Origin of the sequence: Thalassomonas sp. M1454 (assembly GCF_007097525.1) — a bacterium.
In the GTDB taxonomy this organism is placed as follows: Bacteria; Pseudomonadota; Gammaproteobacteria; order Enterobacterales; family Alteromonadaceae; genus Thalassotalea_A.
In genome coordinates this window covers 822,461-846,021 of the sequence record NZ_VKDD01000002.1, presented here as the reverse complement: position 1 = coordinate 846,021, position 23,561 = coordinate 822,461, and the positions used below count along the sequence as shown (strand labels likewise).

The following is a 23,561-nucleotide window of genomic DNA, read 5'->3' as shown; positions in this document are numbered from 1 at the left end:
TGCCGTTTTAGTGTATAGAGGAGTGCCTATATAGCGAACTACATCCAAGCATAGCTTAACTTTAAGAATGCAGTGCGTTGTTCTTGTTTTAAACTTTTTAATTTTTGGTTTTCGATTGAATTATCTGAATAACCTAAAAAGAAAACTGTTTGCGGGTTAAGCTTATATGAATAAATAAGTTGTGAACCAAGACTGTCTTGTTGTTCAGACTCTATAAAAATATCTGGGTTATTGTCTTTATTAAAATCTGTCTGCGTATAAACCATGGTTAATCTTAAATAACTATTTACATCAAACATATAAGTGAATCGAGCATTGGTGATGTTTTCTTTGTAAACGTAGTCGTTATCCGCTTCAAGTTCAGCATAGGTATAACCTAAGTCTAATTCTAGATGTTCAGACATGTTATAAATTACACGTGGGCTTAATTCGATAATATCGCCTAAGCGATTGTTATCATAGTCAATTCCCTCACCTAAAAGGGTAAATGCCTCGAGGTAAAGGTTTGGTTTAGGTTGAAATCCAAAATAGAGTTCAAGCTTATTTTGTTCAAATAAGGTGGTGTTGTTATCTATGGCGCTATCATTGGTATCAAACCTTAAGCCCACACTGTCTTCTTGTGAAATGATCACATCGAATAAAGATTGCATTGGACCTTGAATAGTAAAGCTTGCCGCAGATACTTTAGAGATTAATTCATCATTTTGGTTATGGGTTATTTTATACTTTGCACCAAGGTTTAATTCTGTCCACCATGAACTTTCACCATATAGGGTATGGCCTAATGTAGTGCTAATTTTATTAATATCTACTTGTGGCATGTAACCAAGATCTGCCCTAAAGTCTTTGCCTATATCTTCATAATTAATATCAACAAGCCAAAATTCGCTGTTGTGCTCAAAGCCAAGTTTGTATGCCTGATCACTAAATTCGTCATCATATTTACCTATCATACTTGGTAAGAAACAATCATCGTTCTCACACCAATAGTCATATAATTCAATAGGGTATTGAGTTTCTGAAGTTAATGCTTGCGCTGTTATAGTGTTACTTACATTGAGTTTATATCTTGAGTCTAATCCAGTAACGTAATTATGGTAGTTGTCTGATTCGCGCAGGGTAGAAATAAAACCAAATGATAGATCTTGGTTTACATCATAACGATAACGTAAAGCTCCTGAATAGCTTTCTTCATTTAAGGTATCCGGTAAGGAGTACGTATTGCCTGGTAAAATAATATTGGTGTTATTATCTTTGGTCATAAAGAAGCCAAAAGATGAATCACCTAAGCGGCCTGTTAGTTTAGTACCAAAGTCAGGATCAGCAATGTTGCGAGTATAAACCAAGTTAAATTGGCTTGAAAAATACTCCGCGTTATCTAAAAAGAAAGGGCGTTTTTCATCATAAAACAATGCATACTTTTTATTTACTTGCAGTTGGCCTGAATCAGACTCGACTGTAGAAAAATCAGGGTTTATGGTGGCGTTAAGCATAATGTCAGGCGTTATGCCCCAGCGCACATTTAAACCTAGGTCTACATCATCGTCACTTTGCCAGTCTTGGTTATTATAAACATCTCTGTTTTCATTGCGACTAGCAACAACTGACGGGGTAACTAAAAGGTTGTCGCCTAATTTAGCTTGCTCAAAACCTTGTACAGGAACCATCTGACAACTCCAGCAAGAGTTATCACGATCTAGAGCAATGTGTGATATACGCAAAATGTTGTCTCTTGGATAAACACGAATTAGCTCCATGCCCCAAGTTTTTATATCACTACCTTCTTCAAAATTTAATTCTCGATAAGGGATTGCAAACTCAACTTGATAGCCTTTATCGGTTACCATGCCATAAGAAGTCCAAATACCATCCCAAAGAATATTATCATCGCCAGTCATCTCATTAACTATGCCATCATTTTGTACACCGTATGGATTTACAAAAAACTTATAAGCTAAGCGGTGATCATTGAATGTATCAAGTTTTACCCCGACGATATCATCAGCGAAGGCTTCATCATGATCTCGAAGGAAGCCTTGGATATTTTCTGGATTGGGATCTTCGGCGATAAAAGCAAAATAAACATTAACACCATCCTCAAACATATAGGCTTGGGTTTTTACAGGGCTAGGGGTGTTATCGTATGGGTAATTGACAATGTTAAGGTCAATTTTTTTTGCTTTTTGCCAGGCAGGCTCATTGAGTTCACCATCAAAAATGATGTCAGACTTAATGTGAGGTATATCTATTGTTTGTTGTTGAGCAACAGTTTGAAAAGGTACATTAGCAAGTAATATCATAGCGCAGATATACTTAGCTCCTTTTCTTAGCAAAATCATGACTACTTCCTATGCCTGCTTTTTATTATTTGGCTACTTTGGATGTTCTTCCTAGAACATATTTTGTAACATTATTTATATCGTAAATAGGAAGTTAATGTCAATCTGTAATCTGTTGTTTCATATATTAAAAAATTATTTATTTTTAATATGTTATTTCTATTTTACTCTACTATAAATAACAGTATATTAAGTTAAATTGATATCAGCTAAACACACCTAAAGTGAGGTCTATTGTGTCATTAACATTAATCGACTATACAGCCTTGGTTATATTTTTTACGTCATGGATAGGCTATACCCAGTTTGCAAAAATTAAAGCAAAAGATACCGCTTGTATCTCTCGTTGTTTACATCAACACCGCTTAATTTGGATGAGACAAATTTTTGATACAGATGTTCGTGTATCACATGCGTCTTTGCTAGCTAACCTTGAACGTAATGTAGCTTTTTTTGCTTCTACTACCATGCTGGTATTAGCGGGTGTTCTGACATTATTTTCTCAGCTAGAAAGTGTTCGTGAATTATTAACTCGGATGACTGTGGCGCAAGAAGCGAGTAATTTTGCCATTCAAATTAAACTTTGTTTATTGGTGCTGATTTTTGTTTTGGCATTTTTTCAATTTACTTGGTCAATGCGTCAGTACGGTTTCGTTAACATCATGATTGGCGCAGCGCCTGTAGCGTTTAAGACTGATAAAGAGCATTTAATCAATTACTCTGTACAGATGGCAAGAGTGCAAGATCAAGCAGCCCATGCTTATAACTATGGCTTACGCTCATACTACTTTTCATTGTCTGCACTTAGTTGGTTTTTTCATCCGTTAATGTTTTTGGTTAGCAGTTTATTTGTTGTTTATATTCTTTATCGTCGCGAATTTAAATCGAAAGCACTTAAGGCGATTCAACAAGGTGTCGTTGATTTAAGTAAAGAAGGGTATGAGTTTGACTAAAGTTAAATTTATATAAACTACAATAGTTATATAAACTTACTCGAATTGTCATCCTCTGGGCATGGATTATTGTTTGCTTTTATTATCAAAAGTAGCAAGTATATACGGATAAATTGCCTTGTTTATTTGATAACGATTATTTTACCTGAGTTTTATGCATCCATTAGCTAGCTATTCATTGAAACATTTCGATAAATATAACTGTTTAAAGTTATCGTTTATCTACTATTTTATTTTGATATTTCTATTGCGAGGCTTTGTAATAGCCATTTTATCTCTTGTTAATTTACGAGATAAGCTCGCTTTAATACAATGGTTTTACCCTGAATCATCACAATTTTACTTCGCTTTATTATCGAGTACTCCTAGTTTACTGCTGTTTTATGTCATTATTCAGCGTAAACCTGAAGCTGCACCTTGGGTGAAATCTCTTTGGCAAAATATATTACCAATTATGTCAGTTTTCGTTTTGCTTGATCTGGCAATATATTGGGGCCAATTTGCACTATATTCTCAGGGAAAGTTTAATTGGCTTTGCGCTCAAACGTTTATCGCTGTATGTTTACTTTTATTTTGTAAGTTAAGCGCTAAAGCGAGGATTAATCGGTCTGAATTTCCTGAAACCATACCGAAAGCTCCTCGCAAAAAACGAGATGTGGTTTATTAGTAGAGATTAATTAAACTATTCTAAGTTTTCTAAGCCAGAAATAGGGGTTTTAAAATAGTGTTTCTCATCATTATCTGCCGCAGGTAAATCTCCAGCTTGAATATTACACTGTAATGCCGGGAATATAAGTTTCGGATTAGCTAATGTTGAGTCTCTAGCCTCGCGCTTTGTAACGTATTCTTGTTCTGATGTATCTGCTTTAATTTGGATATTTTTCTGTTTTTGCTCTGCAACCGTTGTAACAAACATAAGCTCACGACCGGCTGGTTGATAGTCATGGCACATATATAAGTTGGTATTGTCGGGTAGGGCATAAAGGCGCTGGATCGAGCTATATAATAGGCTAGCATCGCCACCTGGAAAATCACATCTTGCCGAGCCTGAATCGTACATAAATAAAGTATCACCAATAAAAGCATTACCTTCAATTAGATACGTTACGCTATCTGGTGTATGTCCCGGCGTAGAGATAACTTCTATTGCAAAGTTTCCTAAAGTTAGTACATCGCCATCATTTAATAATTGGTCGAATTGCACACCTTGGGTATTAAAATCTTTGGCTAAGTTAAATACCGTTTTGAATGTTTTTTGAATACCGACAATGTTTCTGCCAATACAAATATCACCACCAAGTTTCTTTTTAAGGTAGAAAGCGGATGATATATGGTCTGCGTGGGCGTGGGTTTCTAATATATATATTAGCGATAGTTGTTTGTCTTTAATAAACGAAATGATTTCTTGGGCGAAAGCCGTGTTAACCGAACTCGCTATTGGGTCATAATCTAAAGCTGGGTCGATCACGGCACATTGCTTGGTTTCATCATCATAAACTACATAGCTAATGGTGAAAGATGCAGGATGAAAAAAGTGCTGTATTTGTAAACTCATGAAATTCTTTTTAATGTAAAACTTTTTATAGGGCTATTGTAACGGTTTCATTGCGTAGGAACAGAATTTATTTATTTTGAGATTAAAATTTATTGTCTAAATAGCAAAGAATGATTTACAGAGCCTAGTTAAATTTGTTTGAATGTAACGATAAACATATATCACATAGATAACTTTTAGGAATTGTTTGTGCAAACAGAGCAAAAGCCACAAGAACGCTTGATTATTCTCGATACCGAGACAACGGGTTTTGACCCAGCAAAGGGCGATAGAATTGTTGAAATAGGTTGCGTTGAAATGATTGACCGGAAACTAACTGGTCGCAGCTATCACGTTTACATCAACCCGCAAAAAATAATGGAACAAGAAGTTATTAATGTTCATGGTTTAACCAATGAGTTTTTAGCGGATAAGCCATTGTTTCATCAAGTTGTACATGAGTTTATGGACTTCATTAGAGGATCTGAATTAGTTATTCATAACTCAAAGTTCGATGTGGGCTTTATGGACCATGAATTTGCTATGGTTCGCCAAAACTTACCTATGACCGATGATATTTGTACGGTAACCGATACATTAAAGATATCTCGAGATGTGTTTGGCGCACCAAGGACCTTAGATGCATTAGCCAAATTTTATGGCGTAAGTGGTTTAGTTGATCGTACTTATCACGGCGCATTAATTGATGCTCAGTTACTCGCATATGTTTATGTCGAGATGACTCGCTATCAAAATACTATAAACTTTAACCCAGGTGACGGCACAGAAGGTAACACCTCTGATAGTATTAGACGACTAGATTCAAACCGACCTCCATTGGCAATAGTGCAGGCGAGTCCTGAAGAATCTCAAGCACATATAGACCGAATGGCGATTATTGAAAAGAAAACTGGTCATAGTATTTGGCATGGTGAAGTTAAAGCCGACTAAAGCCTCTGTAAATGGTAAAATATTGGTGCTAATTTATTCGGATTGTATGACAAATGCGCAGTCAGTTAAAATTATACAAATTTATTCAAAAAAATAGTTGACTCAATATCTCCATATCCGTATTATCCACCCCGCATTCAACGACTTGTTGTTGAATTGATTGCTTAGGTGCGGAGTGGTAGTTCAGTTGGTTAGAATACCGGCCTGTCACGCCGGGGGTCGCGGGTTCGAGTCCCGTCCACTCCGCCAACNATAGTTGACTCAATATCTCCATATCCGTATTATCCACCCCGCATTCAACGACTTGTTGTTGAATTGATTGCTTAGGTGCGGAGTGGTAGTTCAGTTGGTTAGAATACCGGCCTGTCACGCCGGGGGTCGCGGGTTCGAGTCCCGTCCACTCCGCCAATGATTTCTCAAACAAGTTAACGATGCAAATAATACAGCGGAGTGGTAGTTCAGTTGGTTAGAATACCGGCCTGTCACGCCGGGGGTCGCGGGTTCGAGTCCCGTCCACTCCGCCAACATTATTTGTTATTCATGCACTTCTCAATATCTAGTCTTACTCAACATATAAAAATCCACAGTTAATATAAGCCTTCTTATCAATTTTTTGATACCCCAACATTTTATTCTTATTCCGTCATCTCTAACTTATTTTTAATAGTCATTTTTCAATAGGGATTGAAGTAATTTGACGTTAAGCTACTGAAAAGGTTAATGTCTATAACAGCGATTTATGGAAGTAATCACTTTTTTCTATATTGCTAATGCAGTAACTTAGATAGTTATAATACAAGGATTTGTTATGAATAAATTTAATGTCATATACTCCATCTTGTTGGCTGGTTGTGTAGCAGTCCCAACAAAAGATGAATCTCATACTCATAAATGCTATTTATCAAGCGATAAAAAGACACTTAAAGTTGTGGACTTAAATGGTGAAGGAAGTGGTAATTATTACTCTGTAAGTGGAGTGGTATTATCGCCAATTACTATGCTTGTTTCTGGCGTTGTGTCGGGTGTCTACGTTGTAGTTCATAACACTTACCATTTAGGTGAAGAAACTTTTGTATGTAGTTAATCATATATCTTTGATAGCGGCTGTTAGTAATAGCGGTGAATTATCGATAACGTATGGCTCCTATGAGCGAATTGTGTACCTAAAAATATTCTAAAAATAGCGCCGTCATTGTGGCGAAGGCCACAACCTCCTGCCGTATGCTGTGGTTCAATAATAGAGCTACTTCTAGGCACATTATAACCTTCGGGAGGTCGAGGCCTTCGCCGCGATGACGTTGTACTTTTTCTTATTATGTGTGCGCTTCTTTGGTGATTTTTAATAGGCTATGTTTATTCCGCTACTGGCACTTAGAAGTTGTTGAACCATTTTGAAATGTTGCTAATCCAACGGCCCCGTAGCAAAAGTTTTGAGTGTATAAAGCAAAAAAGCAATGAAATAAATTTCATTGCTTTTTAGTATCTACTTCAGACTAAGTTTAGCTTCCTAAGCTGCTTTATCATCTTTAGCTTTGCTTCTCTTTGCCTTAGACTTAACAGTGACTAGACTTTCTGGATCGAAATCATCAACATTAATCACGTCTAACCTTTGTTGCTCAGTAGCTATAAGCAGTTCGGCTTCTTCTGTAGTGATGTGTTCATCTGCTAGTGCTTGCTTGGCTAACTTATCTAAGTTGATAATGCCGTGGCGTTTTCCGGTCGCTTTATTGATTTTATCAACTATAGCTTCACAAGCAATAATGCTCTCTAGTGCTGTTTCAAGTTTGCCCAGAAGGTTAGTGTCATTACGAGTTAGGTATTGACCTTGTCCTAAACGATTTCTCGCAGCAGAAGGCACTTGCAATAATCGCGCAACTTTGTGGTCTGTTATATCACTTGGTTTGTTAAGTGATGTACCAAATGGCGATACTAGCAATTTAAATACTTTTCGAACAACAGCATTAGGGAAGTTGTTAATTAACTCTTCAATCGCTTGCTGCGCTTTGTATAAACTATCTTCGACAGCCCAAACCATTAATATTTCGTCTTCTTTTTGGCGACCTTCATCGTTATAGCGCTTTAATGTTGCCGATGCTAAATAAAGGTAACTTAAGATATCTCCCAATCTGGCTGAAATACGCTCACGGCGTTTTAAATCTCCGCCTAGTGTTGCCATAGATAAGTCAGATAGTAAGGCTAGGTTTGAGCTAAAGCGTGTCATTATTTGATAATAACGCTTAGATTTGTCTTTAAATGGTGTACTAACAAAATGCGCACCAGTAAATGAGAATAAAATAGATCGTATAGTATTGGATATTGTAAAACCAATATGTCCAAATAGTGCTTGGTCAAAATCATCTAATGCTTCAACTGGGTTAGTGTTTGAGGCTGATTTTAATTCTGCGAGTACATAAGGGTGACAACGAATAGCCCCTTGACCATAAATGATCATATTACGAGTTAATATGTTTGCACCTTCAACGGTAATAGCAATTGGTGCGCCTTGATATGCTCGACCGAGATAGTTTGTTGGACCCAAACATACGCCTTTACCTCCATGAATATCCATGGCGTCAATAACACAGTCACGCATTTTTTCAGTTAAATGGTATTTACAGATAGCGCCGATAACAGATGGTTTTTCACCTAAATCAATTGCGCCTGTGGAAAGGGTAGTTACTGCATCCATTAAATAAGCGTTACCACCAATGCGTGCTAACGGCTCTTCAATACCCTCCATTTTACCTATTGGTAGTTTAAATTGACGACGAATATGACTGTAGGCGCCGGTAGCTAAAGCCACTGATTTTATGCCGCCAGCTGAATTTGAAGGTAAGGTGATTGAACGGCCAACAGATAAACATTCTACCAACATTTTCCAACCTTGGCCGGCCATTGCTGCGCCGCCAATGATAAAGTCTAGTGGTACAAAAATATCATTACCTTGGGTAGGGCCATTTTGGAACGGAACGTTTAATGGGAAGTGACGGCGACCTGTGATCACACCATCAAGATCTGTAGGGATCAACGCACAGGTAATGCCTAGATCGGATTCGCCGCCAAGTAAGCTGTCAGGATCGTAAAGCTTGAATGCCAAACCAAGTATGGTTGCTATAGGGGCCAATGTAATATAACGCTTATTCCATGTTAAGCGCATGCCAAGTACTTCTTTACCCTCAAACTCACCTTTACATACAATACCAAAATCTGGAATTGCACCTGCATCAGAGCCAGCTTCTGGGCTAGTTAAAGCAAAACAAGGAATTTCTTCACCGGTTGCTAATCGAGGTAAATAATAATCTTGCTGCTCTTTAGTTCCGTAGTGTTGTAGTAATTCACCCGGGCCTAAGCTGTTTGGTACACCAACAGTACTTGATAATACGCTAGATACACTGGTTAATTTTTGTAAAACTCGAGATTGTGCATAGGCGCTAAATTCGAGACCACCGTATTGTTTTTTGATGATCATTGCGAAGAATTTATTGTCTTTTAAATACTGCCAAACTTCAGGTGATAGGTCGGCAATTTCGTGAGTAGTTTGCCATTCATCGTGCATACGACAAACTTCATCAACAGGACCATCTAAAAAGTTTTGTTCTTCTAAAGAAAGTCTTGGTTGCGGAAAATTATGCAGTTTAGTCCAGTTAGGGTCGCCTTTGAATAATTCTGATTCGAACCAAGTAGTCCCCGCATTTAATGCATCTTCTTCTGTAGATGACATTTCCGGCATTATTTTTTTGAAGGCTTTAAGTAGCTTTTCAGATATGAGTTGTTTGCGTATACTACGTACGTTTAGCGGTATAGCGATAATAGCAAATATTATCCAGCTTATAATGCCGTTAAAGTTTAAGAAACTACCTGCAAGTAATAACAATGCGTAGCATGATGTAAATACCCCAAGAGAGGCTCGACTATAAGCTAGATATATAGTTACAGCTATTGATAATGATAGCCAAATTAAAAATTCCAAAATAACTCCTTAGGATAATACTTCCACAAATACAGGTCAGACCACTTATTTAAGGATAGTGCCAAATGGCAAATAAAGCAACGGAGTTTGTAAATAAATTGTAATATCAATTTGATTAAATTAGTTAAGTTGATATGTTATTAGTAACGTAATTTTTATAACTAAAAAATTAGTTTCAACTGTTCAGGAATACGAAAATGTGCGAATTATTGGCAATGAGTGCCAATGTACCAACAGATATATGTTTTAGCTTTGCTGGTTTAATGCAGCGAGGTGGCAATACCGGGCCTCATAAGGATGGTTGGGGTGTTACCTTTTATGAAGGGAAGGGCTGTCGTACATTCAAAGATCCACAACCAAGCTACGATTCAGAAATAGCTAGATTAGTAACTAATTATCCAATTAAAAGTGAAGCTGTAGTATGTCATATACGCCAAGCTAATGCTGGGCCTGTATGTTTAGAGAATACTCACCCTTTTACTCGTGAACTTTGGGGTAGAAACTTCACTTATGCCCACAATGGCCAACTAGCGAATTTCAAAGAGTTGCTAACTACCGAATCTTTATCAGCGATTGGTAGTACAGATAGTGAACAAGCTTTTTGTTGGATATTAGAAAAATTAAGATTGGAGTTTGGTAACGAGCGTCCTAGCAATGATTTATTGTTTCCTTTTATTGCATCACTTGCAGAGCAAATAAATAAGTTAGGTGTGTTTAATTTAATTTTAAGTGATGGTGATTTTATCTTTGCTTATTGTTCAAATAACTTACATTGGATCACCAGGCGAGCACCATTTGGTCCGGCTAAATTAATTGACGCAGATGTTGCTATAGACTTTAAGAAAGAAACGACGGATAAAGATATTGTTACGGTTATTGCAACTCAACCTCTAACACTTAATGAAAAGTGGCAAAAAATGCAAGCAGGGGATTGGCATGTATTTATACATGGTGAAAAACTGATTTAAACAATAAAAGCCCGAAAGTATCGGGCTTTGTTTTAAGGCGTTTCTATAGAAACAAGCTCAGCATGAACTTGTTTAAAATCACTTTCTATTTGATGTAAGCGCACCATTAGATAATCAAGTTTTGGTGCAAACCAAACTGTAGTGATTTGATCTTTACCTGGCTTTTTACGCTGTAATTTAACAGTGTCTAGGTTGCCGTATGGCGTCATGATGTTTTCTTCGCCAAGGTATTTATAGGTATAATTACCAATTCTTCCTTTTGTGCTAATAACATCAAAGCTGAAATTTTTACGGTCGTTGATTAAGTTAAAGCGTGATTGTAAATGATAACTCAGTTTGCTTTGTAAGCCTTCTGGCCAATCTATAGCTTTAGCTTGTGGTGTTTTCTTTTTGAGGTTTGTTGCCGTTTTAGCCTCTGCATCGAATGACCAATGGTAATATTTATCTTTACCTGTGCCTTCTCTATCAGACTTGTAGCTAAGAGGTATAACGTTGCCGTTAATTATTTTGTTGGTAGTGAATTCTTTTCTATGGTCACTGAATATTAACCATTCGATATCTGTTTTATAGCTAAATTCAACGCTACCATCGGGTAAGTTTTTAAGAATTCGAACCGCTTTACCAACAATGTCACCATCATGAATAATGTTATATTTAGCCGTAAAATCATCAATTTTATTTATTGCTTCTTTAGCTGTGCTTGTTGTCGATAATAAGCATAGGCTTGAAGCTATAACAAAATTAATTGCTTTTAAATATAACGTGTTACTCATAGTTTTACCTTATTGAAGAGCGGTTACGAGTAGTATAACCAATTATTGAATAATTGGTATTATAGCAGTGTAATCAAATTGCTATCAGTCGTTAGCGTAACCATTAATAGATAATTTTTGATTATCTAGCATGGCACATTCATCAGACATTGTTAAGCGATCTTCGCAAAACCATTTTACCACTAAAGGATAAATTCTATGCTCTTGTTCATGTACTCTTGCAGCTAAGTCATCCGCCTTATCTTCGGCAAAAACAGGCACTTTAGCTTGTAAAATAACAGGACCACCATCAAGTTCTTCAGTGACAAAGTGCACGCTAACACCGTGTTCACTATCACCAGCATCAATTGCACGTTGATGGGTGTTAAGACCTTGGTACTTTGGTAATAAAGAAGGGTGGATATTTAACAAGCGACCTTGAAAATGTTGTACAAAGTCGGCCGTTAAAATACGCATAAACCCAGCAAGAACAACTAAGTCTGGCTTATAAGCATCAATGGCATTAATTAATTGTGCGTCGTAATCTTCACGTGTCGCAAAATCTTTATGTGATAGAACTGTACTTGCAATATTTGAATTTGCAGCACGAGTTAATCCATAAACATCTGCTTTGTTAGATAACACGCCAACAACTTCACCTGGAAGTTGTTGGTTTGCACAGGCATCAATTATTGCTTGTAAATTACTGCCATTGCCTGAAATTAAAACAACAATGCGTTTATTTGCGCTCATGTTAGTTAATTACCACTTGTTCTTCTTCATCTGAAGCTGCTTGAATTTCACCAATGTGCCAAGCTTTTTCACCATGGGCTGATAAAATTTCTAAACTTTGAGCAACCTTATCGGCTGGTACAACAATGATCATACCAACACCACAGTTGAAAGTGCGGTACATTTCATGTGTTGTAATGTTACCTTTTTCTTGTAACCAGTTAAAAATTTCAGGCCATTGCCAGCTATTCCCATCAACAACTGCTTTGGTATTGGCAGGTAATACTCGAGGGATATTTTCCCAGAAGCCACCACCTGTAATGTGTGATAAAGCATTCGCTTTAACTTCTTTAAGCATTGCAAGGGTAGATTTAACGTAAATTTTTGTTGGTTCTAATAAGTGGTCAGCAATAGAACGATCGCCAAGCATTTCGCTGGTATCTGTATTATTAACTTCTAAAACTTTACGAATTAAAGAGAAACCATTTGAGTGTGGGCCTGAAGAAGCTAAGGCAATTAATTGATCGCCTGCAGCAACATCATCACCTGTGATTAAGTTCGCTTTTTCTGCAACACCTGTACAGAAACCTGCGATATCGTAATCACCTTCGTGGTACATACCTGGCATTTCAGCAGTTTCACCGCCTACTAGAGCACAACCAGATTGAATACAACCTTCAGCAATACCGGCAACAACATCTGCTGCCACATCTACATCTAGTTTTGCAGTTGCGTAATAATCTAAGAAGTATAAAGGCTCTGCACCTAATACTAATAAATCATTAACACACATAGCCACTAAGTCGATACCAACTGTATCGTGTTTTTTAAGATCAATTGCTAATCTTAATTTAGTACCAACACCATCAGTACCTGAAATTAAAACTGGCTCTTTATAACCAGCAGGAATTTGACACACAGCGCCAAAGCCACCAATGCCACCCATAACTTCTGGACGAGTTGTTTTTTTAACAGCCGTTTTTATTTTTTCAACTAATGCATTACCTGCATCAATATCTACGCCGGCATCTTTATAACTGAGAGATTGTTTTTGATCGGTCACTTCAAACCCTTAAAATGTTGGTATTCCATAATAAAATGGATCATTATTTATTAAAATTGTGTGTATTCTACCAGTGCTGAGGCAATGTTAAAATCTTTGTGATAAATTTTTTTCATTTCTCGGTTAAATTCTTAATCTTTATGATAATATTTGCGTATGAACATTATAAAAAACATATCAAAACTAATTTTTAGCACTACTTTCCTTACTTGTGCTCTTTCTTCAACGGCTTTTGCTATTGAAGTCGATGATTTGTACCAAGCAAAAATTAAAGTTGAATCACAGGCGAGCAGTGATCGAAATAAAGCTCAACAGCAAGCATTCAAACAAGTGCTGATTAAGTTAGCTGGTAAAGAAACTGTATATAACAATGAAGTGATCACTAAAGCACTGAACAGACCAAATAATTATATAAACCAATTTAGTTATTCTTTACAAGAAAGTGATACCTATTTAGTAGCAAGCTTTGAAGCGGGTAAAGTAAACAAGCTTTTGCAATCAGCGCAAGCTAAAATTTGGGGTAAGCATCGTCCGTTATCTACTGTTTGGGTAATTGATGAGCAAGGCCAACAGCGTACTATAATAGGTGATTTATCAAGTCATCCTATTAACCAGACGATCAAAGAAAGTGCACAGGCAAACGGTTTGCCTATTAATTTCCCATTAATGGACTTGTCAGACAGCATGAATGTTTCTATGGCTGATGTTTGGGGGAAGTTTGAAAGTAATCTATTACAAGCTTCAGAGCGTTATTTAGCTGAATCAATTATTATCATGCGTGTATCAAATAGCACCTTACTTCCAGTTGACTGTAATGATGAATGTAAAAGTTTTGCACTTGATTGGCAGTTTCAATTAAATGACGAAATTATTACTGGCAGTTATCAAGGTGACGACAAACAACAGTTAGTTAGTAAAGCTGTTAATGATATTGCCAATAAATTACATCAAAGTTTCTCTTATACATTTAATGAAGAAGGCGGCAATTTTCTTGATGTTAAAATAATAAACGTGGCTAATTTAACTGAGTTTATTGAAATCAGTGACTTTTTCACCAATATGACTTTAGTTGAAGATGTTCAACTGATTAAAGTGAGCGGTGAAAATATGATATTTAGATTAAACGTTGTTGCCGATAAAAACGCTATTATGCAAGCGTTAAAGCTTGAGCAAAATTTAGTTGAAAATTCATTGTTAACCGACAGCGAATTACAATCCGAAGAAAGTTTAATGAGCTTTACCTGGAAAGGATAATGACCAAAACAACGCAACTTCCATTAGCTGTACACTTACCGGATGATGAAACATTCGATAGTTTCTATTGCAGTGATGGCGGTGTTATTAAAGCACAATTAAAGGCTTTTATTGAGCAAACAGATTCAAGTACTAATGGTTTTTACTTGTTTGGTCAAAGCGGGGTGGGTAAATCTCATCTACTGCATGCTAGCTGTGCTCTTGCATCAGAGTTAAAATTAAACTCTCTTTGCCTATCGTTATCCGAGTTAAAACACCTGTCGGTAGATGTATTAAATGATTTAGAGCAGATAGATCTTGTTTGTCTAGATGATTTACATTTAATTGCTGGAGACACGGTGTGGCAGCAAGGGATTTTTGATTTATATAATCGTTTACTTGAAAACAATAAAAAAATAATTATTGCCGGTAATAATAGTGCTAATAGCCTATTAATAACCTTACCGGATTTAGTATCAAGGATAGGCTGGGGGTTAACTGAGCAAATAAAACCTTTATCCGATGCAGATAAAGTAAAAGCAATTCAGTTACGCTCAAAGTTTCGAGGTATTGAAATTAATGAAGAAACTGGCAAGTTTTTATTAAACCGCTTATCCCGCGATATGAATAGTTTGGTAGAGTCTTTAGATATATTAGATAAGGCATCAATAAGAGCACAACGTAAAATTACTATACCGTTTATTAAAGAAACATTGTTCTAATTCTTTACAGTAAAAAAAAACCGGCTTTCGCCCGGGCTGATAACAAATTAGGGATCTTTAGGGTCCCTTTTTTATTTTATAATTCCTTACAAATCAACAACTTAAACCTAACAACACAACAGTAAACCCTCTCAAATATAGGAATATATCCAATGTAATCAGTGGGTTACAGTCAAAACAGAAGCGTAAATTCAAAGTTCAATTCATAAAACCTAAAAATTAGAGGTAATATTGCCAATATGACAACCCATTAACAAATTATGGATCTAAATTTTTAATCACAATATTGAATATTTGACTTGTTCACTGGTTAAGATAGGATGAGTTAGGTTAGCGGTTGATTTACTTCCGCTTTGAGCGACTAACGGACGAATAAACCTTTCAAAATAAAACCTTATGAATTTAATTATTAGTATAATAGGCAGAGTATGGAGCCTTTCCTTTTTATTGTTTATTGCTCTATTAGTTTATTTTGAAAGTGGTGGTGAATTACCACGCATTGCGTTGCTTTATCTTGGGTATGGTTTTAAATTAATAAAATCAGTATTTTCATTTATGTCAAATCAATGGATTTGGTTATTTCCAACGTTCACCTTAATCATACTTTTTGGTCTAGTGAAAAAGTTTGGATTGGAAAATATAAAGCAAAAGTTATCAACATTTTTTCATAATGAAGTAGGTAATAAATCTACAGTTAACATTAGGAATATTTCACTATCCAAGGTAATTTTCAGCCTTTCTATCGTAGCAATGATACTTTCTTTAATTTCATTCAATCATGTCCTGAAAAAAGATTCGATTTGTGAGTTCAACTTGCTACAACAATCTCAATATACATGTATCTTGAGTAATAATAATGAACCAAATTATAGACTTGTAGTTATCTCTGGTGGAAATAAAGAAACAATAAGACAAAAGGTTTTACTTAAAATATCGATGGAGTCCGAGCGGTACAGTTATTCTGAAGGGAAAGTATCCCCTAAAAGTGCGAGTGTGGGGGCTGGTGAAAGATATTATCAAATTTTAAATTATGGTATTCATAGTTTACCTTCAGATGCAGATGCTCTTATCAATATTGAAGCCGTAGATAACATCCAACAGTTCAAGACGTTTATAGTAAAGGTAGTTATAGATTCGAACGACTTTTGGGTTGATTTTTGGGTTTATACTTTTTTGATTCTTTTGTTTTTATCCGTGTGGTTTAGAAAAAATACCTTTATGAATGGCTTAGCTAGAGTTATCCCATATATTGTGTTCATATCGATATCAATTACTTTTGTTACTTGGAACATGTAATCAATAGATAATTGCTCGGCTATTTGCACTAATTTGACGTTAACTATTTGAAAAGGTTAAGGTCTATAAAGAGCGATTGGTGGAAGTAAAATCATAAACAAGGATGTTAAAATTATGAAATTCGGCATTGTTAGTTTTTTAAGTTTATTACAGTTTTCTTTTAATGCTTTTGCTGAAATTCCAGTCGAAGCTTTTGGAAAGAAGCTAGTTATCCCTGCTAATTGTACTTTTACGGTTAAAGATGAAGGTGAAAGCTCTTTTTATTGCCCTTCAAGAATCAATTTCAAACACGCAATATCATTTGAAGACCCTATCGATTTTCTTGAAAATATGGAGAAATTCGAAGAAGAACAAGAGGCTCTCTTACGGAAAATAGAAGAAGAGGCTCAAGATGTTAAATTAACGACCTTTGAAAGTGCGACAATTAACGACCAATATCACTACTTAAGAATATTCCAATCAGATGGTGATGAGATTCATGTTTATAATATTTGTGACTTTACTTTCTGTGTTGAAATTTTTTCTAAAGACTCAAATTTTGTACGTCAGTTGGTAGAACAAATAAACGCCTCTAGTATTTATAATTATCAGAATAAAAAGTCATTGCTCTATGGCGGCTAATGGCACAAAGCAGACCCACAGCACGCACAATAAGGTCGTAGCCTTTGCCAAGTTGACGGTTCTTTATCTCTAAACCCTTTTGGCGCATAGGGAGCCGGCTTCATTAGGAAAAGTATTATGCTAATTCCAAGTAATCTTATTTCACGACTTTGTTCTAGAAACTCCTCTTAACGACACAAAAGTATATGATAAACAGATTCAATACCGTTAGATCCATAATTTGTTAATGGGTAATAAAAATTTTCAGATTTTAAATTTTATAAGTTTCGTCATGAATTTATGTTGCTGTTTTTACAGTAACTGATTGATTACATTAGACATATTTCAATATTTAAGAGTTTTTTGCGCTTCATCGGTGTAGTTAAGGTGTTGATTTATATGCATTTTTAAAATAAAAAAGGGACCCTAAAGATCCCTAATTTGTTATCAGCCCGGCTTTCGCCGGTTTTTTTATATAGGTTAGTGTTTAGGTAATGCTCGGGAGTGAGAGTGGTTTTCTAAGAAAGTTTCACGCACCTTTCCAACTCTTACTTTATTACTTAAAGCTTTAGGTGCAGCAGGGCTGATTGCCAAATTATCCCACCAATCTAAACCTGGTTGCATGGCTATAGGGGCTGGTAATGAGTTAATCAAGCTAGTGTCAAACTCAGGTAGGATGTTTTCAGCTACAAATTCAGCTCGCTCTGATATACCTGGTTCAGCTACTCGTCCGCGTTGTCCCCAACTAACAATATAACAGTTATCACTGCTGTCACATTTTGTCGTTACCGCTGTATCTCGTTGTACCCCAAAACGTACTGACATCATTAATGATTCAAATAATATACCTAAATCTTCTTTTTCATTGGTGTAGTTATAAAAACCATTAGAAATATCTGGGCTATAAAAACCTGCTACATCACTTGGTGTATAGCTTTTTTGAATTAAAGTTGGATCCTCACCAAGAAACCTAACTGAGGCTAAATTCTTCATGATTGTACTTTGCAATGGATATAACACTGTCAAACGATCTGATATTTCTGACTCATTTAGTGCCGCATCTAAAAAACGCGAAGAGCCGGTATATCTTTGCCACTCAGGTGATGGTAAATAATCATTAGCGTGGGCAAGTTCATGATAAAGTAAATCAGCCAAGTCGTATTTTAAATCGTTTAATGAACGAGTTATGCGTTCATTAGTAGGGTAGTTAAAACTAACGTAATCGTTATCTTTTACATAGCGCCACGGCATCACGAACTGTAATTCATTACCAAAATTAGCGCGGTAATCTGGCGCTTCATTTATCGTGTCACGTTCTTCTGGGGTTAACCAAAGTGTGTTTGGATCCAAGTAAATTGCACCTGTTGCCGCCCAATAAAAAGAAGGACGGATGTCATAAGATAATACTATTGCAGTGGTTGCTCTAAATAAGTTTTTAAAGTCATCATGATCATCAAATGCTTCTAAATACTCTCTAAAGCGTTGTCCCATCCAGTCATGTGAAACCAATACATGATCCATTATTTGATCAATTGTTGGAGTTGCACCGTTAGAATCTGAAGCAATGATCGGTAACTGATTAAAAGTACAAGAACTAGCTAACTGGTTTGAATAAACACAATTTTGCAAGTTGTCTTTATGAGGTGAATCTGCAACGTAAGGGTAAACTGTGGCTAGTACATCATCATCGAAATAGGCATTGCTTGGAATTATTGCCGCGTTTTCGACTAATACTGAAACAGTATCTGTTACTTGTGCTCCGCTTGTTGTTTGCGCCGAAACTTGCATTTCAACAATGCTATCTCTAGCAACTTCTGGTGCATCAAATATTGCGATTTCAGCAGTGATATTACCTTCATCTAAACGTATGCTTGGTCCAGAAATTTGTTGCCAAGTGATAGAGTCAGGATTAATTGAATCGTCATAAAAAGCTCGAAGAGATACGCCGTTACCTTCAATAACACTGTGTCCTAGACGAGCAACTAAGTTTGGATTTCCGCTATCTGCAGTAAAGCTAATCGTGTCTGTTACACTGCTACCTGATAAAGTGTAATTTACTTCAAAGCTATAATCGCCAGCAGACGGTATAGTAAACCCTACAACTTTAGACTTTGCGCTGAGTAATTCAACATCAGGCCCTGAAACTTGAGTCCAAACAGGAGAGAGAATAGAGCCAGTTTGAACACTTAATATAAGTTGAGTACTTAAACCTGCGGTTAACTCGCTTTCATTTAGTATGATATTTCCTGCTTGTATTTCATCTGAATCTGGGTCATCCCCAGAGCAAGAAACTAATAATAAGCTGCTGAGCAGTAAAGCTATTTTTTTCATGATTTTCTCTCAAATAATCCATTTTTTGTTTTTTTATATACGTTGTTATTTTGCCTTTAGATTAAATCGACTTACTTATTTAAAATAAGGCTTAACAAATTAACTGTTTTGTTGTTTTTCTTCTTCCAACTCTTGTTTTAGTTTTTTAATCTTTAAACCGAGCTCTTGACCACGATATTTAGAATAATATGAACCGGCGAAGAACATTATTGTGGCAAAAAACAACTCTATAACGGCGTAAAGTCGTTCGCCATCACCAACCCATAATGTTGTTAAGCTATGTAAAAAATAAATCATTACTACAAAGTTCGCCCAAGCATACGTGTATGGATTACCTTGAAGCATACCTTTTAAAGGAAACAATAGGGGGGCGACAAACATCAATATCGAAAGTGTAGGAGAAAGTCCTTCACTTGGTGAAAGTAGCAATAGCCATAACGGCATAAACAATAAAAGACCAAAATAACCGAATAAGGCCATATTACGAAGGGTTTTAGTGCTGAAAGTTTGTGATTTCATAAAATAAATTCTATAAAAGCGCTAATACATTTTCAGGAGGGCGACCTATACAAGCTTGGTTACCTTTAACCACAATAGGGCGCTCAATTAGTTTTGGTGTTGCAACCATAGCAGCAATTAACTGGGTATCGGTTAAGTCTTTATTATTTAAGTTTTGCTCTTTATATTCAGCTTCTTTAGTGCGTATTAATGCTCTTGGTTCAATATCTAATATAGATAGTATCGTTTTAACTTGCTCAACACTCGGTGGCGTCTTTAAATATTCGATTATTTCGACCTCGGCATTAGCGTTAGTTAATAGCTCAAGTGTTTGTCTGCTTTTTGAGCAACGAGGATTGTGGTAAATAGTTAATGTAGCCATATTTTTCTCTTTGGAAATTTTGATTATTATTAAACACTCGCAGTTAATAAATTATCTACGTTGTTATATTTTTTAAAGCCTTTTAAGCTGTTCTTCTAGTTCTTGAAATTGCAGAATTCTAGCTTTTATACGTTTTTGCATTAAAGAATTTTTTTCTGCTTCATTGTACGCCATATGAAGTTGATCTATTGCATTAGGGTAAGCGCCTAATAAAGCCAATACCTCAGCTTTTGACTCATGCATCTGAGCTAACTTTTTTTGCTTGGAATAAACCTGAGTCAGTAAATCATTAGCAATATAGTTTTCTTTATTTAAAATTATGAAGTCTTGTAGTAGGGTTTCGGCTAAAACATATTCTCCTGCCATGTATGCCGCATTGGCGTAGTTTAAGGTAACTACTTGGTTATTAGGCATGATCAAATTAAGATTTTTCAGCATAGTTAATGCTTTGTCATACTGTTTCTGACCAAGATATATATCGGTCATAGCATCAACATAAAAGAGATTTTGTGGTGCGCTTGATATGAGCGGTTGCATCGTCTTTTGTGCATTATCATAATCTTTACTATCTAAATAAGCGACTGCAAGACCATATTCAGCAGCAGCCCTTAAGCGGTAGTCACCATTAGCTATTTTAGTTTTGATATTGATGATGTTATCACTGACATTACCTTCATAACGAGCAGATATACGAGCTTTAGCTAGTTCAAAATCTAATTTTACAGGTAACAACCTCTGCGGGTACATTTGTGCTCTATTTCGCGCATCAGAAATACGTGAATCAGGAAGGGGATGTGTTAATAACATTGCTGGCGGCTTAGAAGAATAACGATATTTACTAGCCATTTTTCTAAAGAAATCAGGTGCACCGTTCGGATCGAAACCGCTATTAACTAATACCGACATACCTACGCGATCGGCTTCTTTTTCATTTGAACGAGTGTAATTAATTCCTGCCTGCTGACTTGCCGCCATAGTAGTGCTTAGGGCGGCGAAACCTGCTTGAGGGTTAACTAATGTTAATAAAACACCGGTTACCATGCCTGCCATTGTTAATGGGGCGTTGCGACTTTGAGCTTCCATTTTTCTAGCTAAATGGCGCTGAGTTACATGCGAAACCTCATGGGCTAACACTGAAGCTAATTCACTTTCGTTATCCGCTAAAGTAATTAAGCCTGAGTGAACACCTATGTGGCCACCGAAAAATGCAAAGGCGTTAATTTCTTGATTTTTTAACACAAAAAATTGAAATTTGTAATGAACACCTTCGGCATTTAATACCAAAGTATTGCCTAAGTTATTAATATACTCGATTAATACAGGATCTTGCAGTAATGGCTGAGATGCTCGTAGGGAGCGCATCATCGCTTTACCATAAAGCTCTTCTTTATCAAGAGACAAGGTACTTACTGCTGATGTGCCTATTTCAGGTAGTTGATTTCTGTCTACTTGTTGTGCAGTAACGCTTGTAGCTAACAGTAACCCACTCAGTGCTGATGCGATTAAGGTTGGCTTACATTTGAAAGTCAATAACTTCATTAATATCCTAAAATGGGGAGATACAATATATTCTTTAAGGTAAGAGCCTAAAAAAGCTCAAAAGTTTCATTTTATAGTTATTGCCAACACCTTGAACAATGAGTGCTAAACTCACTGAGTTGGTATTAGAAAATTATCTATATAGTGAATGATGTACTGCTTATTTTCAAGCAATACTAGCTTAATAGGTTTATTTAATATTACGTTATTGTTACTATTCGAATTAACATAATTAGTGATAATAAATAGCTATTGAGCTCCAGATATGAAAAAACATTTAGAGTACGATGCTACCGCAGAAAAATGTCCCGTACCTCTAGTGCAAACTAAGTTGTTAATTAGACAATTAGAGTCAGGTCAGGCGTTAAAAGTTTTGTTAACTGACCCCGGTTCTATTCAAGATATTCCTAAATTTTTGACGATGAAAGGTATACGATTTGAATTAAATAAATATCGTCAAAATATAGTCGAACTTACTCTTTGGGGTAATTAAGCTAATTTGTATAAAACATCGATAATAAAAAATAAGAGAAAGTGTATTAATGATTGAATATATAGTTGCTTGGTATAAAGAAAAGTTTGCAGATCCACATGTGGTTTCGTTAACTTTATTTATTGTCGCTACCTTCCTAATATTGTACTTTTTTAGTGACCTACTAATGCCGGTGATGGTTGCAATAGTGTTGGCTTTTTTATTAGAAGGACCGGTAAAACGTTTTACTAAACTTGGCCTTAAACGTAATTACTCTGTTATTGTAGTAATGCTTATTTTTACTGGTGTTGGCTTATTAACCCTTTTAGGTTTTATCCCTGTGCTTTGGCAGCAAACCTCTAATTTAGTGCAAGAAGTGCCAAATATGTTGTCAAAAGGTAATGCTTATTTACTGCATTTACCTGAAGAATATCCTGAGCTAGTACAAGCAGACCAAATCGCCTCGGTTATTGCGGCAGTAAAAACTAAGTTACTAGAGTGGGGACAGCTTATTTTAGAGGTTTCTTTAAACTCTATTTCAGACGTTGTTGCACTGCTTATTTATTTGATCTTAGTACCGTTGATGGTGTTTTTCTTTCTTAAAGATAAGAGTGACATGTTAACCAACCTAGCTCGATTTTTGCCGAAAGAGCGCCGTTTAACTTCGCAAGTAGCAACGGAAATGCATCAACAGATCCATAACTATATTCGTGGTAAAGTCATTGAAATAATTATTATTGGCGTAGCGTCTACCGTTGCTTTTGCTTTACTCGATTTACGTTATTCAGTCTTACTCGGTGCGTTAGTTGGTTTATCTGTGTTAGTTCCTTATGTCGGTGCTACCGTTGTAACAATACCTGTTGTATTAGTGGCACTATTTCAATGGGGCGTGAGCCCTGAGTTTGGCTATGTAATGCTAGCATACGGTATTATCCAAATTATTGATGGCAATATACTTGTACCTTTATTGTTTTCCGAAGCTGTTAATTTGCACCCCGTAGCAATTATTATTGCGGTTATATTATTTGGTGGTCTTTGGGGATTCTGGGGTGTTTTCTTCGCTATTCCTTTAGCCACACTTGTAAAGGCAATCATTAATGCTTGGCCAGAGGCTGATGACATTAAAAGTGCACAAAGTAGTTAGCGAAATTTCTAGCTTTGCTAAAGTTATATATCAATGCCTGTTTTAACAGGCATTTTTATTTGAGCGAAAGTGTATAAATTAA

The 23,561-nt window shown here is 36.1% G+C and carries 21 protein-coding genes and 3 tRNA genes; 14 read left to right on the top strand and 10 right to left on the bottom strand.

From position 1 onward, the window contains the following. Nucleotides 1–38: 38 nt before the first annotated feature. Nucleotides 39–2,339, bottom strand: coding sequence for a carbohydrate binding family 9 domain-containing protein (locus tag FNN08_RS05745; protein WP_143583766.1), 2,301 nt, complete (start codon nt 2,337–2,339; stop codon nt 39–41). 236 nt (nt 2,340–2,575) lie between these two features. On the opposite strand from FNN08_RS05745, the gene FNN08_RS05740 reads away from it, so the two are divergent. Next, the gene (locus FNN08_RS05740) at nt 2,576–3,292 is read left to right on the top strand and encodes a DUF599 domain-containing protein (protein WP_143583765.1); all 717 of its coding nucleotides are present in this window, start codon (nt 2,576–2,578) and stop codon (nt 3,290–3,292) included. 154 nt (nt 3,293–3,446) lie between these two features. Next, a complete protein-coding gene (locus FNN08_RS16625) occupies nt 3,447–3,959 on the top strand; it encodes a DUF2919 family protein (protein WP_143583764.1) in 513 nt (170 codons plus the stop codon). Nucleotides 3,960–3,974: 15 nt separating this feature from the next. On the opposite strand, the gene FNN08_RS05730 is transcribed toward FNN08_RS16625, so the two are convergent. Continuing rightward, entirely contained in the window at nt 3,975–4,847 is an 873-nt protein-coding gene (locus FNN08_RS05730; protein WP_143583763.1) for an MBL fold metallo-hydrolase, read from the bottom strand. 189 nt (nt 4,848–5,036) lie between these two features. On the opposite strand from FNN08_RS05730, the gene dnaQ reads away from it, so the two are divergent. The 5 genes from dnaQ to FNN08_RS05705 all read left to right on the top strand — a co-directional run bounded on the left by dnaQ (nt 5,037) and on the right by FNN08_RS05705 (nt 6,861). Next, nucleotides 5,037–5,777 carry a DNA polymerase III subunit epsilon gene (gene dnaQ, locus FNN08_RS05725; RefSeq protein ID WP_143583762.1) on the top strand — a complete coding sequence of 247 codons (741 nt, stop codon included), beginning with the start codon at nt 5,037–5,039 and terminating at the stop codon, nt 5,775–5,777. Between the two features lie 172 nt (nt 5,778–5,949). Next, nucleotides 5,950–6,026, top strand: a tRNA-Asp gene (locus FNN08_RS05720). Nucleotides 6,027–6,108: 82 nt separating this feature from the next. Then, a tRNA-Asp gene (locus tag FNN08_RS05715) sits at nt 6,109–6,185 on the top strand. 39 nt (nt 6,186–6,224) lie between these two features. Further along, nucleotides 6,225–6,301, top strand: a tRNA-Asp gene (locus FNN08_RS05710). A 284-nt stretch (nt 6,302–6,585) separates the two neighbouring features. Beyond that, the gene (locus FNN08_RS05705; protein WP_143583761.1) at nt 6,586–6,861 is read left to right on the top strand and encodes a hypothetical protein; all 276 of its coding nucleotides are present in this window, start codon (nt 6,586–6,588) and stop codon (nt 6,859–6,861) included. Nucleotides 6,862–7,284: 423 nt separating this feature from the next. Here FNN08_RS05705 and fadE read toward each other — a convergent pair whose 3' ends face one another. Continuing rightward, a complete protein-coding gene (gene fadE, locus FNN08_RS05700; RefSeq protein ID WP_143583760.1) occupies nt 7,285–9,747 on the bottom strand; it encodes an acyl-CoA dehydrogenase FadE in 2,463 nt (820 codons plus the stop codon). 197 nt (nt 9,748–9,944) lie between these two features. On the opposite strand from fadE, the gene FNN08_RS05695 reads away from it, so the two are divergent. Continuing rightward, nucleotides 9,945–10,715 carry a class II glutamine amidotransferase gene (locus FNN08_RS05695; protein ID WP_143583759.1) on the top strand — a complete coding sequence of 257 codons (771 nt, stop codon included), beginning with the start codon at nt 9,945–9,947 and terminating at the stop codon, nt 10,713–10,715. 32 nt (nt 10,716–10,747) lie between these two features. On the opposite strand, the gene FNN08_RS05690 is transcribed toward FNN08_RS05695, so the two are convergent. From FNN08_RS05690 to purM, 3 genes are all read right to left on the bottom strand, one after another. Then, nucleotides 10,748–11,488: a DUF3108 domain-containing protein gene (locus FNN08_RS05690; protein ID WP_143583758.1), complete on the bottom strand. Its 741-nt coding sequence runs from the start codon at nt 11,486–11,488 to the stop codon at nt 10,748–10,750. Between the two features lie 84 nt (nt 11,489–11,572). Beyond that, nucleotides 11,573–12,220, bottom strand: a complete 648-nt coding sequence (purN, locus tag FNN08_RS05685; protein ID WP_143583757.1) for a phosphoribosylglycinamide formyltransferase — start codon at nt 12,218–12,220, stop codon at nt 11,573–11,575. 1 nt (nt 12,221) lies between these two features. Further along, the gene (gene purM / locus FNN08_RS05680) at nt 12,222–13,262 is read right to left on the bottom strand and encodes a phosphoribosylformylglycinamidine cyclo-ligase (protein ID WP_143583756.1); all 1,041 of its coding nucleotides are present in this window, start codon (nt 13,260–13,262) and stop codon (nt 12,222–12,224) included. A gap of 156 nt (nt 13,263–13,418) precedes the next feature. Here purM and FNN08_RS05675 point away from each other — a divergent pair, with 156 nt between their 5' ends. The 4 genes from FNN08_RS05675 (at nt 13,419) to FNN08_RS05660 (ending at nt 17,134) form a co-directional block, all read left to right on the top strand. Further along, on the top strand, nt 13,419–14,516 hold the full coding sequence (locus tag FNN08_RS05675) for a DUF2066 domain-containing protein (RefSeq protein WP_143583755.1): 1,098 nt from the start codon (nt 13,419–13,421) through the stop codon (nt 14,514–14,516). Beyond that, nucleotides 14,516–15,217: a DnaA regulatory inactivator Hda gene (hda, locus tag FNN08_RS05670; RefSeq protein WP_143583754.1), complete on the top strand. Its 702-nt coding sequence runs from the start codon at nt 14,516–14,518 to the stop codon at nt 15,215–15,217. The genes FNN08_RS05675 and hda overlap by 1 nt, the downstream gene beginning before the upstream one ends. Nucleotides 15,218–15,613: 396 nt before the next feature. Next, nucleotides 15,614–16,513: a hypothetical protein gene (locus tag FNN08_RS05665; protein ID WP_143583753.1), complete on the top strand. Its 900-nt coding sequence runs from the start codon at nt 15,614–15,616 to the stop codon at nt 16,511–16,513. Between the two features lie 114 nt (nt 16,514–16,627). Further along, nucleotides 16,628–17,134, top strand: coding sequence for a hypothetical protein (locus tag FNN08_RS05660; protein WP_143583752.1), 507 nt, complete (start codon nt 16,628–16,630; stop codon nt 17,132–17,134). Between the two features lie 459 nt (nt 17,135–17,593). Here the strand turns inward: FNN08_RS05660 and FNN08_RS05655 are convergent, their stop codons facing one another. From FNN08_RS05655 to FNN08_RS05640, 4 genes are all read right to left on the bottom strand, one after another. Continuing rightward, nucleotides 17,594–19,444 carry a hypothetical protein gene (locus tag FNN08_RS05655; RefSeq protein ID WP_143583751.1) on the bottom strand — a complete coding sequence of 617 codons (1,851 nt, stop codon included), beginning with the start codon at nt 19,442–19,444 and terminating at the stop codon, nt 17,594–17,596. 99 nt (nt 19,445–19,543) lie between these two features. Beyond that, a complete protein-coding gene (locus FNN08_RS05650; protein ID WP_143583750.1) occupies nt 19,544–19,963 on the bottom strand; it encodes a DUF2069 domain-containing protein in 420 nt (139 codons plus the stop codon). Nucleotides 19,964–19,973: 10 nt separating this feature from the next. Next, nucleotides 19,974–20,324, bottom strand: a complete 351-nt coding sequence (arsC, locus tag FNN08_RS05645; RefSeq protein ID WP_143583749.1) for an arsenate reductase (glutaredoxin) — start codon at nt 20,322–20,324, stop codon at nt 19,974–19,976. A 72-nt stretch (nt 20,325–20,396) separates the two neighbouring features. Continuing rightward, the gene (locus FNN08_RS05640; RefSeq protein ID WP_143583748.1) at nt 20,397–21,863 is read right to left on the bottom strand and encodes a M48 family metalloprotease; all 1,467 of its coding nucleotides are present in this window, start codon (nt 21,861–21,863) and stop codon (nt 20,397–20,399) included. 265 nt (nt 21,864–22,128) lie between these two features. On the opposite strand from FNN08_RS05640, the gene FNN08_RS05635 reads away from it, so the two are divergent. Both FNN08_RS05635 and FNN08_RS05630 read left to right on the top strand, forming a co-directional pair. Next, complete coding sequence (locus FNN08_RS05635) at nt 22,129–22,356, top strand: sulfurtransferase TusA family protein (protein WP_143583747.1); 228 nt, start codon at nt 22,129–22,131, stop codon at nt 22,354–22,356. Between the two features lie 49 nt (nt 22,357–22,405). Further along, complete coding sequence (locus FNN08_RS05630; protein ID WP_143583746.1) at nt 22,406–23,479, top strand: AI-2E family transporter; 1,074 nt, start codon at nt 22,406–22,408, stop codon at nt 23,477–23,479. Nucleotides 23,480–23,561: the final 82 nt, after the last annotated feature.

Coding starts and splice junctions, on each gene's coding strand:
- purN (WP_143583757.1), bottom strand. CDS start 12,220: ATGAGCGCAAATAAACGCATTGTTGTTTTAATTTCAGGCAATGGCAGT.
- FNN08_RS05655 (WP_143583751.1), bottom strand. CDS start 19,444: ATGAAAAAAATAGCTTTACTGCTCAGCAGCTTATTATTAGTTTCTTGC.
- FNN08_RS05650 (WP_143583750.1), bottom strand. CDS start 19,963: ATGAAATCACAAACTTTCAGCACTAAAACCCTTCGTAATATGGCCTTA.
- FNN08_RS05635 (WP_143583747.1), top strand. CDS start 22,129: ATGAAAAAACATTTAGAGTACGATGCTACCGCAGAAAAATGTCCCGTA.
- arsC (WP_143583749.1), bottom strand. CDS start 20,324: ATGGCTACATTAACTATTTACCACAATCCTCGTTGCTCAAAAAGCAGA.
- FNN08_RS05640 (WP_143583748.1), bottom strand. CDS start 21,863: ATGAAGTTATTGACTTTCAAATGTAAGCCAACCTTAATCGCATCAGCA.
- hda (WP_143583754.1), top strand. CDS start 14,516: ATGACCAAAACAACGCAACTTCCATTAGCTGTACACTTACCGGATGAT.
- FNN08_RS05630 (WP_143583746.1), top strand. CDS start 22,406: ATGATTGAATATATAGTTGCTTGGTATAAAGAAAAGTTTGCAGATCCA.
- FNN08_RS05660 (WP_143583752.1), top strand. CDS start 16,628: ATGAAATTCGGCATTGTTAGTTTTTTAAGTTTATTACAGTTTTCTTTT.
- FNN08_RS05675 (WP_143583755.1), top strand. CDS start 13,419: ATGAACATTATAAAAAACATATCAAAACTAATTTTTAGCACTACTTTC.
- FNN08_RS05745 (WP_143583766.1), bottom strand. CDS start 2,339: ATGATTTTGCTAAGAAAAGGAGCTAAGTATATCTGCGCTATGATATTA.
- FNN08_RS05695 (WP_143583759.1), top strand. CDS start 9,945: ATGTGCGAATTATTGGCAATGAGTGCCAATGTACCAACAGATATATGT.
- FNN08_RS05690 (WP_143583758.1), bottom strand. CDS start 11,488: ATGAGTAACACGTTATATTTAAAAGCAATTAATTTTGTTATAGCTTCA.
- FNN08_RS16625 (WP_143583764.1), top strand. CDS start 3,447: ATGCATCCATTAGCTAGCTATTCATTGAAACATTTCGATAAATATAAC.
- FNN08_RS05665 (WP_143583753.1), top strand. CDS start 15,614: ATGAATTTAATTATTAGTATAATAGGCAGAGTATGGAGCCTTTCCTTT.
- FNN08_RS05730 (WP_143583763.1), bottom strand. CDS start 4,847: ATGAGTTTACAAATACAGCACTTTTTTCATCCTGCATCTTTCACCATT.
- FNN08_RS05705 (WP_143583761.1), top strand. CDS start 6,586: ATGAATAAATTTAATGTCATATACTCCATCTTGTTGGCTGGTTGTGTA.